This is a genomic window from Streptomyces sp. NPDC020747 (assembly GCF_044334695.1).
Classification (GTDB): Bacteria; Actinomycetota; Actinomycetes; order Streptomycetales; family Streptomycetaceae; genus Streptomyces.
In genome coordinates this window covers 487,754-501,056 of record NZ_JBIRTJ010000002.1, presented here as the reverse complement: position 1 = coordinate 501,056, position 13,303 = coordinate 487,754, and the positions used below count along the sequence as shown (strand labels likewise).

8 protein-coding genes are annotated in these 13,303 nt (G+C 69.2%); 4 read left to right on the top strand and 4 right to left on the bottom strand.

All coding sequences use genetic code 11. The annotated features are described in order from the left end of the window. Positions 1-30 precede the first annotated feature (30 nt). The 3 genes from ACH4YP_RS07300 to ACH4YP_RS07290 form a co-directional block, all read right to left on the bottom strand. Positions 31-1,074, bottom strand: a complete 1,044-nt coding sequence (locus ACH4YP_RS07300; RefSeq protein ID WP_398489762.1) for an ABC transporter permease — start codon at positions 1,072-1,074, stop codon at positions 31-33. A 391-nt stretch (positions 1,075-1,465) separates the two neighbouring features. Then, the gene (gene typA, locus ACH4YP_RS07295; protein WP_361069835.1) at positions 1,466-3,373 is read right to left on the bottom strand and encodes a translational GTPase TypA; all 1,908 of its coding nucleotides are present in this window, start codon (positions 3,371-3,373) and stop codon (positions 1,466-1,468) included. A 201-nt stretch (positions 3,374-3,574) separates the two neighbouring features. Further along, positions 3,575-6,163 (bottom strand): ABC transporter family substrate-binding protein, encoded by a 2,589-nt coding sequence (locus tag ACH4YP_RS07290; protein ID WP_398489760.1) that lies wholly within the window; start codon positions 6,161-6,163, stop codon positions 3,575-3,577. A 375-nt stretch (positions 6,164-6,538) separates the two neighbouring features. Here ACH4YP_RS07290 and ACH4YP_RS07285 point away from each other — a divergent pair, with 375 nt between their 5' ends. From ACH4YP_RS07285 to ACH4YP_RS07270, 4 genes are read left to right on the top strand one after another with little or no spacing between them, the layout of a single operon-like run. Further along, positions 6,539-6,829, top strand: coding sequence for a hypothetical protein (locus tag ACH4YP_RS07285; protein WP_055615711.1), 291 nt, complete (start codon positions 6,539-6,541; stop codon positions 6,827-6,829). Between the two features lie 18 nt (positions 6,830-6,847). Then, positions 6,848-7,669, top strand: a complete 822-nt coding sequence (locus ACH4YP_RS07280; RefSeq protein ID WP_361069829.1) for a hypothetical protein — start codon at positions 6,848-6,850, stop codon at positions 7,667-7,669. Then, a complete protein-coding gene (locus tag ACH4YP_RS07275; protein ID WP_361069827.1) occupies positions 7,669-9,612 on the top strand; it encodes a fumarate reductase/succinate dehydrogenase flavoprotein subunit in 1,944 nt (647 codons plus the stop codon). Before ACH4YP_RS07280 ends, ACH4YP_RS07275 begins: the two co-directional genes overlap by 1 nt. Further along, positions 9,609-10,388, top strand: coding sequence for a succinate dehydrogenase/fumarate reductase iron-sulfur subunit (locus tag ACH4YP_RS07270; protein WP_361069824.1), 780 nt, complete (start codon positions 9,609-9,611; stop codon positions 10,386-10,388). The genes ACH4YP_RS07275 and ACH4YP_RS07270 overlap by 4 nt, the downstream gene beginning before the upstream one ends. Before the next feature lie 21 nt (positions 10,389-10,409). On the opposite strand, the gene ACH4YP_RS07265 is transcribed toward ACH4YP_RS07270, so the two are convergent. Further along, the gene (locus ACH4YP_RS07265) at positions 10,410-13,076 is read right to left on the bottom strand and encodes a SpoIIE family protein phosphatase (RefSeq protein ID WP_361069821.1); all 2,667 of its coding nucleotides are present in this window, start codon (positions 13,074-13,076) and stop codon (positions 10,410-10,412) included. Positions 13,077-13,303 lie beyond the last annotated feature (227 nt).

Sequence of the window (13,303 nt, the reverse complement as noted above, 5' to 3'; positions counted from 1 at the left end):
GGGCGGCAGTCACCCCCCACCAATGGACGATTACCGCCCGGACTTGGGGTCGAAAGCGTCCCGTACGGAGTCTCCGAGGAGGTTGAAACACAGGACGAAGATCACCAACGCCACGCCCGGGAAGAACATGAACGCAGGGTCCTGCTCGGCGTACTTGGCACCGGCGGCGAACAGTCGCCCCCAGTCCGGGGTCGGTTCGACGAAACCGACACCGGCGAAGGACAGGAACGCGATGGACAGGATCGTGCTGGGCAGCTGATACGTCGTCTGCACCAGGATCGGCGTCACGACGTTCGGCAGGATCTCCTTGCGCACGATCCGCCAGGGCGAGGCGCCCGACACCTTGGCGGCTTCCACGAACTCCCGCTCCCGCAGGGAGAGCACGGTGGAACGGACCAGCCTCGACATACCCATCCAGCCCAGCAGCCACAGCACGATCAGGATCGCCAACGCCCGGAAGTACGTGGGGGTCTCCTCCCGGGGGTCCACGAAGAACGCGGTCACCACCGGCATGAAGGCGATGAAGAACAGCTGCTGCGGGAACGAGAGGAAGAAGTCGGTGAGGCGGCCGAGCCAGTAGTCGGTCTTGCCGCCGAGGTAACCGCCGACGAGTCCGACGATCACACCCGTGATCATCATCAACGTGGTCACGCCGAGCGCCATGAACAGCGAGGTGCGCATGCCGTACAGCAGCATGGTGAAGAGGTCGCGACCGTACTGCGGCTCGACACCGAACCAGTGATCCGCCGAGACACCGCCGAAGTAGCCCAGGGGAAGCCCGAAGTCGTCCAGCACGGGCGAATCCGCGTACGTGGAGTCCTGGCCGTACAGCGTGTACGGGTCCTTGCCGTACACCGCCGCGATCACCGGCGCCAGCAGGGCGATGACGAAGTAGAAAATAACTACGCCGGCACAGAACATCCCTGTACGGTCACGCTTGAAGCGCTGCCACATCAACTGCCCAGGCGAACGCCCTTCGAGCTTCCCGCTCTTGGCGGCCTCGGCGTTCGTCTCAAGCTCGGGGTCCAAGGCGATCGACGGCCCGGAGCCCTCGGCCTTGGTTGGACTGGTCATCTTTGTTCTTCCCCCGGGGGATGGAGAGTTGAGCGCAGCACAGATACCGGCAGGTTCTGTGGTTTCAGGGAACTTTCACCAAGTGGGTCAACGCGCGTCAAGGGCGGAAGACATAGGGATCTCCCTACCGTCGAAATTTTGAGCAAAAATTGCAAAGATTGACACCTGGTCGCGCTTGACAGGTGAGACGAGAATCCGGCAAATCAGACATGATTGACGATAATTTCGTTTACGTGTCCGAAACTTGATTGGCCAATGCCCGATATGCGAACGCCGCCGCTTCCAGTGCACCGTTGTCCGAACTGACACGGTTTCGGCGTCCGGGCACGCCAAAGGCCCGGCTCCCCACCTTTGAGCGGAGAACCGGGCGTTCAGCAGCCCTGAGGAGGCGTCAGCCGTGCTTGGCGCGGCTCGCGGAGCGGGCGCGCTCGCGGGCGTCCAGGTTCACCTTGCGGATGCGGACCGACTCCGGGGTGACCTCGACGCACTCGTCGTCGCGGCAGAACTCCAGCGACTGCTCCAGGGAGAGCTTGCGCGGCGGGACGATCGCCTCGAACGAGTCGGCCGCGGCCGACCGCATGTTGGTGAGCTTCTTCTCCTTGGTGATGTTCACGTCCATGTCGTCGGAGCGCGAGTTCTCGCCGACGATCATGCCCTCGTACACCTCGGTGCCGGGGTCGGTGAACAGCACACCGCGCTCCTGGAGGTTCGTCATCGCGAAGGCGGTGACGGCGCCCGCCCGGTCGGCGACCAGCGAACCGTTGTTACGGGTCGTCAGCACGCCGAACCAGGGCTCGTGGCCCTCGTGGATGGAGTGCGCGATGCCGGTGCCGCGCGTGCCGGTCAGGAACTCCGTACGGAACCCGATGAGGCCGCGGGACGGCACGACGAACTCCAGACGCACCCAACCCGAACCGTGGTTGGACATGTTGTCCATCCGGCCCTTGCGGACGCCCATGAGCTGCGTGACCGCGCCCATGTGCTCCTCGGGCACGTCGATCGTCATGCGCTCGACCGGCTCGTGCACCTTGCCGTCGATGACCTGGGTGACCACCTGCGGCTTGCCGATGGTCAGTTCGAAGCCCTCGCGGCGCATCTGCTCGACCAGGATGGCGAGCGCGAGCTCACCACGGCCCTGGACCTCCCAGGCGTCGGGGCGCTCGGTGTCCAGGACCCGCAGCGAGACGTTACCGATCAGCTCGCGGTCCAGACGGTCCTTGACCTGGCGGGCGGTGACCTTGCGGTCCTTGACGGCGGCCTTCGCGGAGGCGCCCTTGCCGGTGCCGCCACGGCCGACCAGCGGCGAGGTGTTGGTGCCGATGGTCATGGAGATCGCCGGCTCGTCGACCGTGATGAGCGGCAGCGCGATCGGGTTCTCGGGGTCGGCGAGGGTCTCGCCGATCATGATGTCCGGGATACCGGCCACGGCACAGATGTCACCGGGGCCCGCCATCTCGGCGGGCTTGCGGGTGAGCGCCTCGGTCATCAGCAGCTCGGTGATGCGCACGTTGGACATCGTGCCGTCGCGCTTGATCCACGTGACGGTCTGGCCCTTGCGCAGCTCGCCCTGCTCGACGCGGAGCAGCGCGATACGGCCGAGGAAGTTGTCGGCGTCCAGGTTGGTGACGTGCGCCTGGAGCGGGGCCTCGGTGTCGAACTGCGGAGCCGGGACGTGCGACAGGATCGTCGAGAAGAACGGCTCCAGGCTGTCGCTGTCGGCCGGGACCGTGCCGTTCTCCGGCTTGGTCAGCGAGGCCACACCGTCCCGCGCACACGCGTAGACGATGGGGAACTCGATCTGCTCCTCGTCCGCCTCCAGGTCCAGGAAGAGGTCGTACGTCTCGTTGACGACCTCGTCGATCCGGGAGTCCGGGCGGTCGGTCTTGTTGATGCAGAGGATGACCGGCAGACGCTGCTGGAGCGCCTTGCGCAGCACGAAGCGGGTCTGGGGCAGGGGGCCCTCGGACGCGTCGACGAGCAGCACGACCGCGTCGACCATCGACAGACCGCGCTCGACCTCGCCGCCGAAGTCGGCGTGGCCCGGGGTGTCGATGATGTTGATCGTGATGACGTCGCCGCCATCCTTCGGGTGGTACTTCACGGCCGTGTTCTTGGCCAGGATCGTGATGCCCTTCTCACGCTCCAGGTCGTTGCTGTCCATCATGCGGTCGTCGAGCGACTCGGCGGCGTGCGCGGCGAAGGCACCGGCCTGCTTGAGCATGGCGTCGACCAGGGTGGTCTTGCCATGGTCGACGTGGGCGACGATGGCGACGTTGCGGATGTCGTGGCGCGTGGCCATATTGAGGCGCTTCTCCCGGAGTGAGTGAACGGCCTCCGCTGCGCGGGGCCCTGCCGGGCTGAAACGTGCCACGGCCTTACCCCATCGTACGGGCACGCCGCCGCTCGGGCTCCGCGGGGCTGGGCGGGCCGGCTCTCACAGTGCGGGCTGTGGGGGCCGATCGCGCAGTTCCCCGCGCCCCTTACGGGGCCGCGGCCCCGCTCAGGACGACGGGCTCGCCTGCGGCTTTGCGCCCTTCTTCAGGAAGCCCATGTCCTCGTAGAGAGGGGTCTGGAAGCCGAAGGCGCCCGCGTTGGCGAGGTTGGTCCGGGCGGCGGTGAGCTGGGGGCGCTGGTAGAGGGGGATCGAGCCGGCGGCGGCCCAGATGCGGGCGTCCGCCTTGCGGACCAGGGAGCGGGACTCGCCCGGGTCGAGTTCGGCGATCGCCTGGTCGAACAGCTGGTCGACCTGGTCGGTACCGACCCGGGTGTAGTTCTGCTCGACGTTCAGGGAGCCGTCGGCGGCCGGGACCGGCTTGGAGTAGATCGGGCGGGCGTCGGTCGCGGGGAACGCGGACGCGGGCCAGGAGTACAGCGCCAGGTCGTACTGGCCCGAGGCGATGTGGTCCTTGAAGTAGCTCTCGTCGGCGACCTTGGAGATCTCCGTACGGATGCCGATACGTTCCAGCATCCGCGAGATCCGCTCGCCGACCGCCCGCAGCGACTGGGAGCCGGGGCCGGACGGAAGCACGAAGCGCAGCGTCAGCGGCTTGCCGTTCTTGGCCAGCGGTCCGGCCGCGGCACGTCCCGGGGCGGCCGTGCCCTTCGGCGCGTACGCCCCGGGGGCGCCACCGTGCTGCAACTGCGACTTGCCCTCGCGGGCGAGATTCTTCTCCACCTTGCCGGACGTGCCCGGCCCGTCCTTCTTGTACTTCTTCTCCGTCTCGGCCTTCTGCTTCTTGCCGGCCCGCTGCTTCTTCCCGGCCTTCCGCTGCTTGTCCTTCTTCGCCTTGCTCGCCTTCTCGGCCTGGCCGCGTACGCCCAGGACGTAGGCCTGGTCGAGGAGCGCGACCCGCTGCAGTTCGGCCAGGGGCGCGGGCACGAGCAGGGCCGGGGCGCGGCTGTCGCCCGGCTTGTCGTCGCCCGGCTTCCCGTCCTCACCGACGATGTACGTACCGTCGTCCCCGGAGCTGTCGGAGCTGTCCGAGCTGCCGGAACTCGTGGAACTGTCGGAACTGCCGGAGCCGTCGGAACTGCTGGAGCTTCCGGAGCTGCCGGAGCTGCCGGAATCCTCGGAGCCGGCCGAGCCTTCGTCGGAGCCGGAATCCGAATCCGAATCCGTGTCCGAGTCCGAGTCCGCTGGGGTCCCCGACGCCTCGGACGCCTCCGAGTCGGCCGTCTCCTTCGAGGTCCCGGTGCCGGCCGCCTTCTCCTTCTGCTCCTCCTTGACGGGACCGCCGGGCAGCCATCCGGCGTCGGCCAGCAGGGCCCGCGCCTCCTTGGTGTCCTGGCCGCCGAGCGCTCCGCTGTTGTCGGCGTACGCGTGCTGTCCGGAGAGCGCGAGATGGCTGCCGACCGGTTCGGCGGGCAGGCCGAGCGGCCGCAGGACGACCCTGGCGAGCTCGTCCCGGTCGAGGGCGCGGGCCACGGCCCGGCGGACCCGCTCGTCGGCGAGCGGCCCCTCCTCGCCGTTCAACGCGAGCTGGGTGAAGGCGGGTTCGAGGGACTTGCGGACCTCGAAGCCGCGCAGGGAGGACTGCTCGTCCGCGTACTTCGCGACGGCCTTGCCCCGCTTCTTGCGGGCCAGGATCTCCTCGTCGGCCGCCTCCTCGTCGGAGCCGTGCGCGATCGCCCAGGAGCGCAGGGACCTGCCGGGCGTGAGGGCGGCGCCGGGGCCGTGGGCGAGCGGCGCCCCGTTGCCCTTGTCCTTGTCGCGGGCCGCGAGCGTGATCCGGTGGGCCTCGGTGGAGTCGATCTCGGCCAGGTCGACCTTGCCCTCGGCGAGCGCGGCGGTGCGCTTGTCGCGGGGTACGGCGCGCAGGACCAGCTCGGAGAGCTTGGCGGGGCGGCCCCACCAGCGCGGGTTGCGCTTCAGCGTGACCTCGCCGGAGTCCTTGTCGACGCTGTCGAGGGCGAAGGGCCCGGCGGTGACCTTCAGCTTGCGGCGGGCGCCGTCGTTGAAGGCGTCCGGGGTGCCCATGACGTCCTTGGGGTACAGCGGCGAGAAGAGCGACTGCCAGTCGGCGTACGGCTTGCTGAAGGTGACCCGCACCTCCAGGTCGTTGGCACCGCGTTCGATCTTCTCGATGCGGTCGTAGCCGGCGTTGCGGGCGGTCCAGTACGCGGTGTCCTTGCCGGACAGGGCGCGCCACTGGGCGGCGAAGTCGGCGGCGCCGATCTCCCGGCCGTCGCTCCAGACGGCCTGCTGGTTGAGCTTGTAGAGCACGACCTGTCTGGGCTCGCGGTCGACGACCTTCGCGGACTCCAGGTAGTCGGGGTTGCGCTGCGGCCGGCCGTTCGCGTCGAGCCGGTACATGGAGGGCAGCACGGCGCCGGCGACCTTGGAGGTGGCGGCGTCCGCGTCGGCCTGGAAGGCGTTGAGGGTCTCCGGGAGTGCGTCCACGGCCCAGCGCAGGGTGCCGCCGTCCGCGATCTGTCCGCGCTCGGCGGGGGCGATCTCCTGACCCGCGGTGGGCTTGCCCGCCGGGTCCTTCTCGCTGCATCCGGCCAGGGCGGGCACCGCGAGCACGCCCGCCGTGAGGAACGCGACCGAGCGCATCACCGCGCGGGGTCCGACGCCGTCGTGGGACATGACTGGTACCTCCGGGGCGGTGCTGATCACGATGAGCAGTACGGACAGGACGGGGCAGGTCAGACACTGTGATGTAGATCACTTTTGGCGGTATAATGGAGTTGATCTGATCTATCGCCCCACTGAAGGGGAGAGTCGCCGCCTCCGGGCGGCGACACGGCGACCGGCCCACGGAAGCCCACCCGTGCGGCCCAACAGCTCCGTGTCACCGGGCGCGCACCCTCCCGGCAGGGGGCGCGCGAGCGGGGCGCGGGGAGCGACACGATCCGGTAATCCATGCAGATCCCTTCACAGGGGCCGATGTGACGCGCGACACTCGCAGGCGCATGAACGTTGCCGCCTTGGGCCGGAGGTCCGCGGAAGTGAGGGCAAGTCATGTCCGTGCACGATGACCTGACGTCAGTCCAGCGCTGTCTCGACGACCTGGTGAGGTCCGTGAAGCGTCTGGAACAGCAGATGGGTGGCGGCGGCCTGGAGATGCGCAGGGTGCGCACCGACGCCGACCACCTCCGCGAGAGCGTTGCGCTGCTCCGCGAGGCCGCACCCGGCCTCGGCAAACCGCGGCGCCCCGACCTCGTGTCCATCCCCGACACCCCGTACGACAACACCCTGTGGACGGACTCCGACGACGAGGGTCTCGGCGCCCGCGACCGCCACGCACCCTGAACCCGACCGGAGCTTTCCTTGGCCACTGGTACGGAACCCCAAATGAACAGCGGCGGCGTACGGACCCGTACGCGCGCCGCGATCGCCGCCCCGCATCTGCGGACCGACCGCTGGTGGCTGGCGCCCGCCGCCACCGCGGCCGGGCTGCTGGCGTTCGTCGTCTACTCGACCTGGCGGGCGTTCGCGAACAGCGACTACTACGCGGCCCCGTACGTCTCGCCGTTCTACTCGCCTTGTCTGGCGGAGAACTGCGAGCCGATGCGGAGCGGGCCGAACTGGGAGCTCTTCGGCAGCTGGTGGGGCCTGTCCCCCGCGCTGATCGTCCTGATCTTCCCGCTCGGCTTCCGGCTGACCTGCTACTACTACCGCAAGGCCTACTACCGCGGCTTCTGGGCCTCGCCGCCGGCCTGCGCGGTCGCCGAGCCGCACAAGAAGTACACCGGCGAGACCCGCTTCCCGCTGATCTTCCAGAACATGCACCGCTACTTCTTCTACGCGGCGGTGCCGGTCGCCGGGATCCTCACGTACGACACCGTGCTCGCCTTCCGTGACGAGCACTACGAGTGGGGCCACATGGGGCTCGGCACGGTCGTGTTCCTGGTCAACATCACGCTGATCTGGGCGTACACGCTCTCCTGCCACTCGTGCCGGCACATCGTCGGCGGCAAGCTCAAGCACTTCTCCAAGCACCCTGTGCGCTACAGGACCTGGCAGCTGGTCGGGAAGCTGAACGCCCGTCACATGCAGCTGGCCTGGGCGTCGTTGGTGAGCGTGGCGCTCGCCGACTTCTACGTGTACCTGGTCGCCTCCGGCGCTTTCGACGATCCGAGGTTCTTCTGATGTCCGTGGTCGACCGACAGGAGTGGGACGTCGTCGTGGTCGGTGCCGGGGGCGCCGGCCTCCGTGCCGCCATCGAGGCACGTGAACGCGGGGCGCGTACGGCGGTGATCTGCAAGTCCCTGTTCGGCAAGGCGCACACGGTGATGGCCGAGGGCGGCATCGCGGCAGCCATGGGCAACGTCAACTCCGGGGACAACTGGCAGGTCCACTTCCGCGACACCATGCGCGGCGGCAAGTTCCTCAACCAGTGGCGGATGGCCGAACTGCACGCCCAGGAGGCCCCCGACCGCGTCTGGGAGCTGGAGACCTGGGGCGCCCTCTTCGACCGCACGAAGGACGGGCGCATCTCACAGCGCAACTTCGGCGGGCACGAGTACCCGCGGCTCGCGCACGTCGGCGACCGTACGGGACTTGAGCTGATCCGCACGCTCCAGCAGAAGATCGTCTCCCTCCAGCAGGAGGACTTCAAGGAGACCGGCGACTACGAGTCGCGCCTGAAGGTCTACCAGGAGTGCACGGTCACCCGGATCCTCAAGGACGGCGACAAGGTCTCCGGGGCCTTCTGCTACGAGCGCGAGTCCGGCCGTTTCTTCGTGCTCGAAGCCCCCTCGGTCGTGGTCTCCACCGGCGGCATCGGCAAGTCCTTCAAGGTGACGTCGAACTCGTGGGAGTACACGGGCGACGGGCACGCGCTGGCGCTGCTCGCGGGTGCGCCCCTGCTGAACATGGAGTTCGTGCAGTTCCACCCGACGGGCATGGTCTGGCCGCCGTCCGTGAAGGGCATCCTCGTCACGGAGTCCGTGCGCGGGGACGGCGGGGTCCTCAGGAACTCCGAGGGCAAGCGGTTCATGTTCGACTACATCCCCGACGTCTTCAAGGAGAAGTACGCGCAGTCGGAGGAGGAGGGCGACCGGTGGTACGAGGACCCGGACCACAACCGCCGCCCCCCTGAGCTGCTCCCCCGGGACGAGGTGGCGCGGGCCATCAACTCCGAGGTGAAGGCCGGCCGCGGCTCCCCGCACGGAGGCGTCTTCCTGGACGTGTCGACCCGGATGCCCGCCGAGGTCATCAGGCGCCGACTGCCGTCCATGTACCACCAGTTCAAGGAACTCGCGGACGTCGACATCACCGCCGAGGCGATGGAGGTCGGGCCCACCTGTCACTACGTGATGGGCGGGATCGCGGTCGAGTCGGACAGCGCGTCGGCGCGTGGCGTGCCCGGTCTGTTCGCGGCCGGGGAGGTCGCAGGCGGCATGCACGGCTCCAACCGGCTCGGCGGCAACTCCCTCTCCGACCTGCTGGTGTTCGGACGGCGGGCCGGGCTGCACGCGGCGCAGTACGCCACAGGGTTCACCGGGGCACGCCCCCTCGTGGACGAGGTCCAGGTGGCCACGGCGGCCGCGGAGGCCCTGCGGCCCTTCTCCGCCGAGGGCCCCGAGCCCGGCGCCGAGGTCGGCCGGCCGCCGGAGAATCCGTACACCCTCCACCAGGAACTCCAGCAGACGATGAACGATCTCGTCGGCATCATCCGCCGCGAGGCGGAGATGGAGGCGGCCCTGGAGAAACTCGCCGACCTGCGCGTACGGGCCCGGCGGGCCGGGGTCGAGGGGCACCGGCAGTTCAACCCCGGCTGGCACCTCGCGCTGGACCTGCGGAACATGCTCCTCGTCAGCGAGTGCGTGGCACGGGCCGCGCTGGAGCGTACGGAGTCGCGGGGCGGCCACACCCGGGAGGACCATCCGGCGATGGACCGGGCCTGGCGGCGCGTGAACCTGCTCTGCCAACTGGTCGATCCCACCGGCGGGTTGGCGGCTACCGACCCCGTGCGCGGGCAGATCGACCTGGTCCGCGAGACCACCGAACCCATCCGCCCCGACCTGCTCGCCCTGTTCGACAAGGAGGAGCTGGTCAAGTACCTCGCCGAAGAGGAGCTCTACGAGTGAGCAGCTATGAGGCCCGCTTCAAGGTGTGGCGCGGGGATGCCGAGGGCGGCGGCCTGGAGGACTTCGGGATCGAGGTCAACGACGGCGAGGTGGTGCTCGACATCATCCACCGCATCCAGGCGACCCAGGCGCCCGACCTGGCCGTGCGCTGGAACTGCAAGGCGGGCAAGTGCGGTTCGTGCTCTGCGGAGATCAACGGACGCCCGCGGCTGTTGTGCATGACGCGGATGTCGGTGTTCACCCGCGAGGAGACGATCACCGTGACCCCGCTGCGGGCGTTCCCGGTCGTACGGGATCTGGTGACGAACGTCGGCTTCAACTACACGAAGGCGCGGGAGGTGCCCGCGTTCGTGCCGCCTCAGGACCTGGGCCCCGGTGAGTACCGGATGATGCAGGAGGACGTGGACCGGTCGCAGGAGTTCCGCAAGTGCATCGAGTGCTTCCTGTGCCAGGACACCTGCCATGTGGTGCGCGACCACGAGGAGAACAAGACCGCGTTCGCCGGCCCGCGCTTCCTGATGCGGGTGGCAGAACTGGACATGCATCCCCTGGACGCGGCCGACGAGAGCGGCCTGGACCGCAAGAAGACCGCCCAGGACGAGCACGGCCTCGGCTACTGCAACATCACCAAGTGTTGTACGGAGGTCTGCCCCGAGGGCATCAAGATCACGGACAACGCGCTGATTCCCTTGAAGGAACGGGCGGTTGACCGTAAGTACGATCCGCTGGTGTGGCTGGGCGACAAGATCCGCAGGCGGCCGTCCGGGTCGGTGTAGTGGGGCGGGACCCGGCCGGGGTCAGAACAGGCTCAGTAGCGCCTCTGCCGGGTCCGTGAGGCCTGTCCCGCCGTTGGGCAGGGGCAGGTCGAACCACACCGTCTTGCCGCGGGGTGTGCGGCGGGAGCCCCAGCCGGCGCTCAGGAGGCCGACGAGCTGGAGCCCGCGGCCGCCCTCGTCCGTGTCGCGGGCACGGCGGCGGCGGGGCTGCACGAGGCCGGCGTCCCAGACCTCGCAGACCAGGGTGCGGTCGAGGAGGAGACGCAGGCGGATCTCGCCCTCGCCGTAGCGCAGGGCGTTGGTGACGAGTTCGCTGACCAGCAACTCGGCCGTGTCGACGAGGGGTTCGAGGTCCCAGCTGAGGAGCTGGGCCCGGGCGTACTCCCGGGCGCGGCCCACGCTGCGCGGCTCGCGCGGCAGCGTCCAGTCGCCGACGGAATCGGCCGGCAGCCCCTGGACACGTGCCATCAGCAACGCGATGTCGTCCTCGCCGTGATGCGTGTCGAGCGTGTTGAGGATGTGGTCGCAGACGTCCTCCAGAGGGCTGGAGGGGTCGGTTAGAGCGCCCACGAAGGCCTGTAGGCCCTCGTCGAGGGGGTGGTCGCGGGACTCGACCAGTCCGTCCGTGTAGAGCGCCAGCAGGGCGCCCTCCGGCAGCTCCACCTCCACCTCCTCGAACGGCTCGCCGCCGACGCCCAGCGGCATCCCCGGCGGTACGTCGAGCATGAGCGCGCTCTCGCCGGGTTCGACGATGACCGGCGGAAGATGGCCCGCGTTGGCGAAGGTGCAGCGACGGGTGACGGAGTCGTAGACCGCGTACACACAGGTGGCGAGGTAGACCTCGGAGAGGTCGGCGTCCCGGGACTGGCGCGCACCGCGCGTAGACTGCTGGACCCCGCCGGGTGTTCCCAGCCCGCGGGCGATCTCGTCCAACGCGGAGAGGACTTCGGCCGGTTCGAGGTCGAGCAGCGCCAAGGTGCGTACGGCCGTGCGGAGTTCGCCCATCGCGACGGCCGCGCGCAGACCGCGGCCCATCACGTCTCCGATGACCAACGCCGTGCGGTGGCCGGGGAGTTCGATGACGTCGAACCAGTCGCCGCCGACCTCCGTGGCGGCGTTTCCGGGGAGGTAGCGGCAGGCGATGTCCAGGCCGGAGGCCTCCGGGTCGCCCGGGGGGAGCAGGGAGCGCTGCAGTATCAGGGCGCGCTCGTGCTCCCGGCGGTAGAGGCGGGCGTTGTCGATACAGACCGCGGCGCGCGAGGCCAGTTCGACCGCGAGGGAGCTGTCGCGTTCCCCGAACGGCTCGCTCCCCTTCGTACGCGAGAACTGGACCAGGCCGACGACCGTGTCGTGGGCGACCATCGGTACCGCGAGCGTGGACTGGATCAGGCCGCCCTCCTCGGCGGCGACGCTCTGCGGGCGGGCGGTGCGCAGGGCGTCCGCGAAGGGCGAGTTGAAGGCGTAGTGGTGGACCGCGCCGACGTTCACGGGCTCCGGACCGCCCATGAAGGGGGCGTCCGACACGGCGCTGGCGTAGGCGACGCGGCGCAGTTCGGCGCTGCCGTCGGCGAGGCCCGGCGGGGTCTCGTCGCCGGCCAGGAGGCCCTGGTAGAGGTCGACGGAGGCGAGGTCGCAGAAGCCGGGGACGGCCACGTCGAGGAGCTCGCGGGCCGTGGTCTCCAGGTCGAGCGAGTTGCCTATGCGCGCGCCCGCCTCGTTCAGAAGGGCGAGATTGCGCCGCGCCTGCGCGGCCTCGCGGGCGGCGGCGCGGCGCGAGGTGATGTCGGTGCCCAGCCAGGCGATACCGATCGGACGGCCCGAACCGCTGTGTACGCGATAGAGGTTGATGGACCAGTGGCGGCGCTCGCTGGAACCGGGCACGGTACCGGTGACCAGCAGCTCGTTGACCGAATCACCCGTCTCCAGGACCCGGCGCAGTATCGCGGAGACCCGCTCCGCCTCGCCCGGTGCCAGATAGTCCTTGACAGTGCGTCCGCGATGGTCTTCGACGGTGCCGCCGAAGACCGAGGCGAACCGCTCGTTGGCCCGGCGGATGCGCAGGTCCGGGTCGATCAGCAGGAAACCGAAAGGAGATTGGCCGAATATGGCCTGCGAGGCGGCAAGATCGGTCTCGATCCTGCGCAGAATGCGTACGTCCACCACTATGCACACGGCGGCCCGCTCGCCCTCCTCGGTCCGCGTCGGCATGACGTAGACCTCGGCGAGTCCTTCGGCGGCCAGGCCGGTGCCCTCGGGGTCGGGCAGCCGGAAGGGGACCACACCGGTCCACTCGCGGCCGTCGAGGACTTCGGCCATCTTCCGCTGGCCCAGCTCGCGCTTGTCCTCGGCGACGAAGGCCTCGATGGGATCCATGCCCACGGCACGCTCGGTCGAGATCCCGAAAAGCTGCTCGGCGCGCAGACTCCACTGGTCGACGAGGCCGTCGGGGCCGATGGAGAACGAGGCGACCTTGATGTAGTCGTAGATCGATCCGGGCGGACTGCTCTGCCACACGACCTCGCCGGGCACCTCGCCCGGCGCCTCGACGGGCACACCGGATATTCCGCCGCGCCCCGCGCCCCGCGCCCCGCCCGGCACCGGCAACGCGCCATCGCCTGTCGTCGCATCAGCCATCGCGCCGCCCGACGGGTCCTCGGACTCCGTGGCCTTCGCTGGTATCTCGCTCACGCGAACCGTCCCCTCCAGCTCACCGCGCCCGGCACCGGTCACCGGAGGCGGCTGCCCGCAGTATCCAGCACTACGGTGCCGCACAACACGGTGTTCACGATCACAGCACGGTCCCGATGCTTTTAGGACCGGCCACGACAAACACTCCCAGTCTTCTAACCAAGTGGGACCCCGTCGAACCCCGGACTTGGGGGTGGCTCGTGTGTCCGAGGTGACGGGGGTGGTTC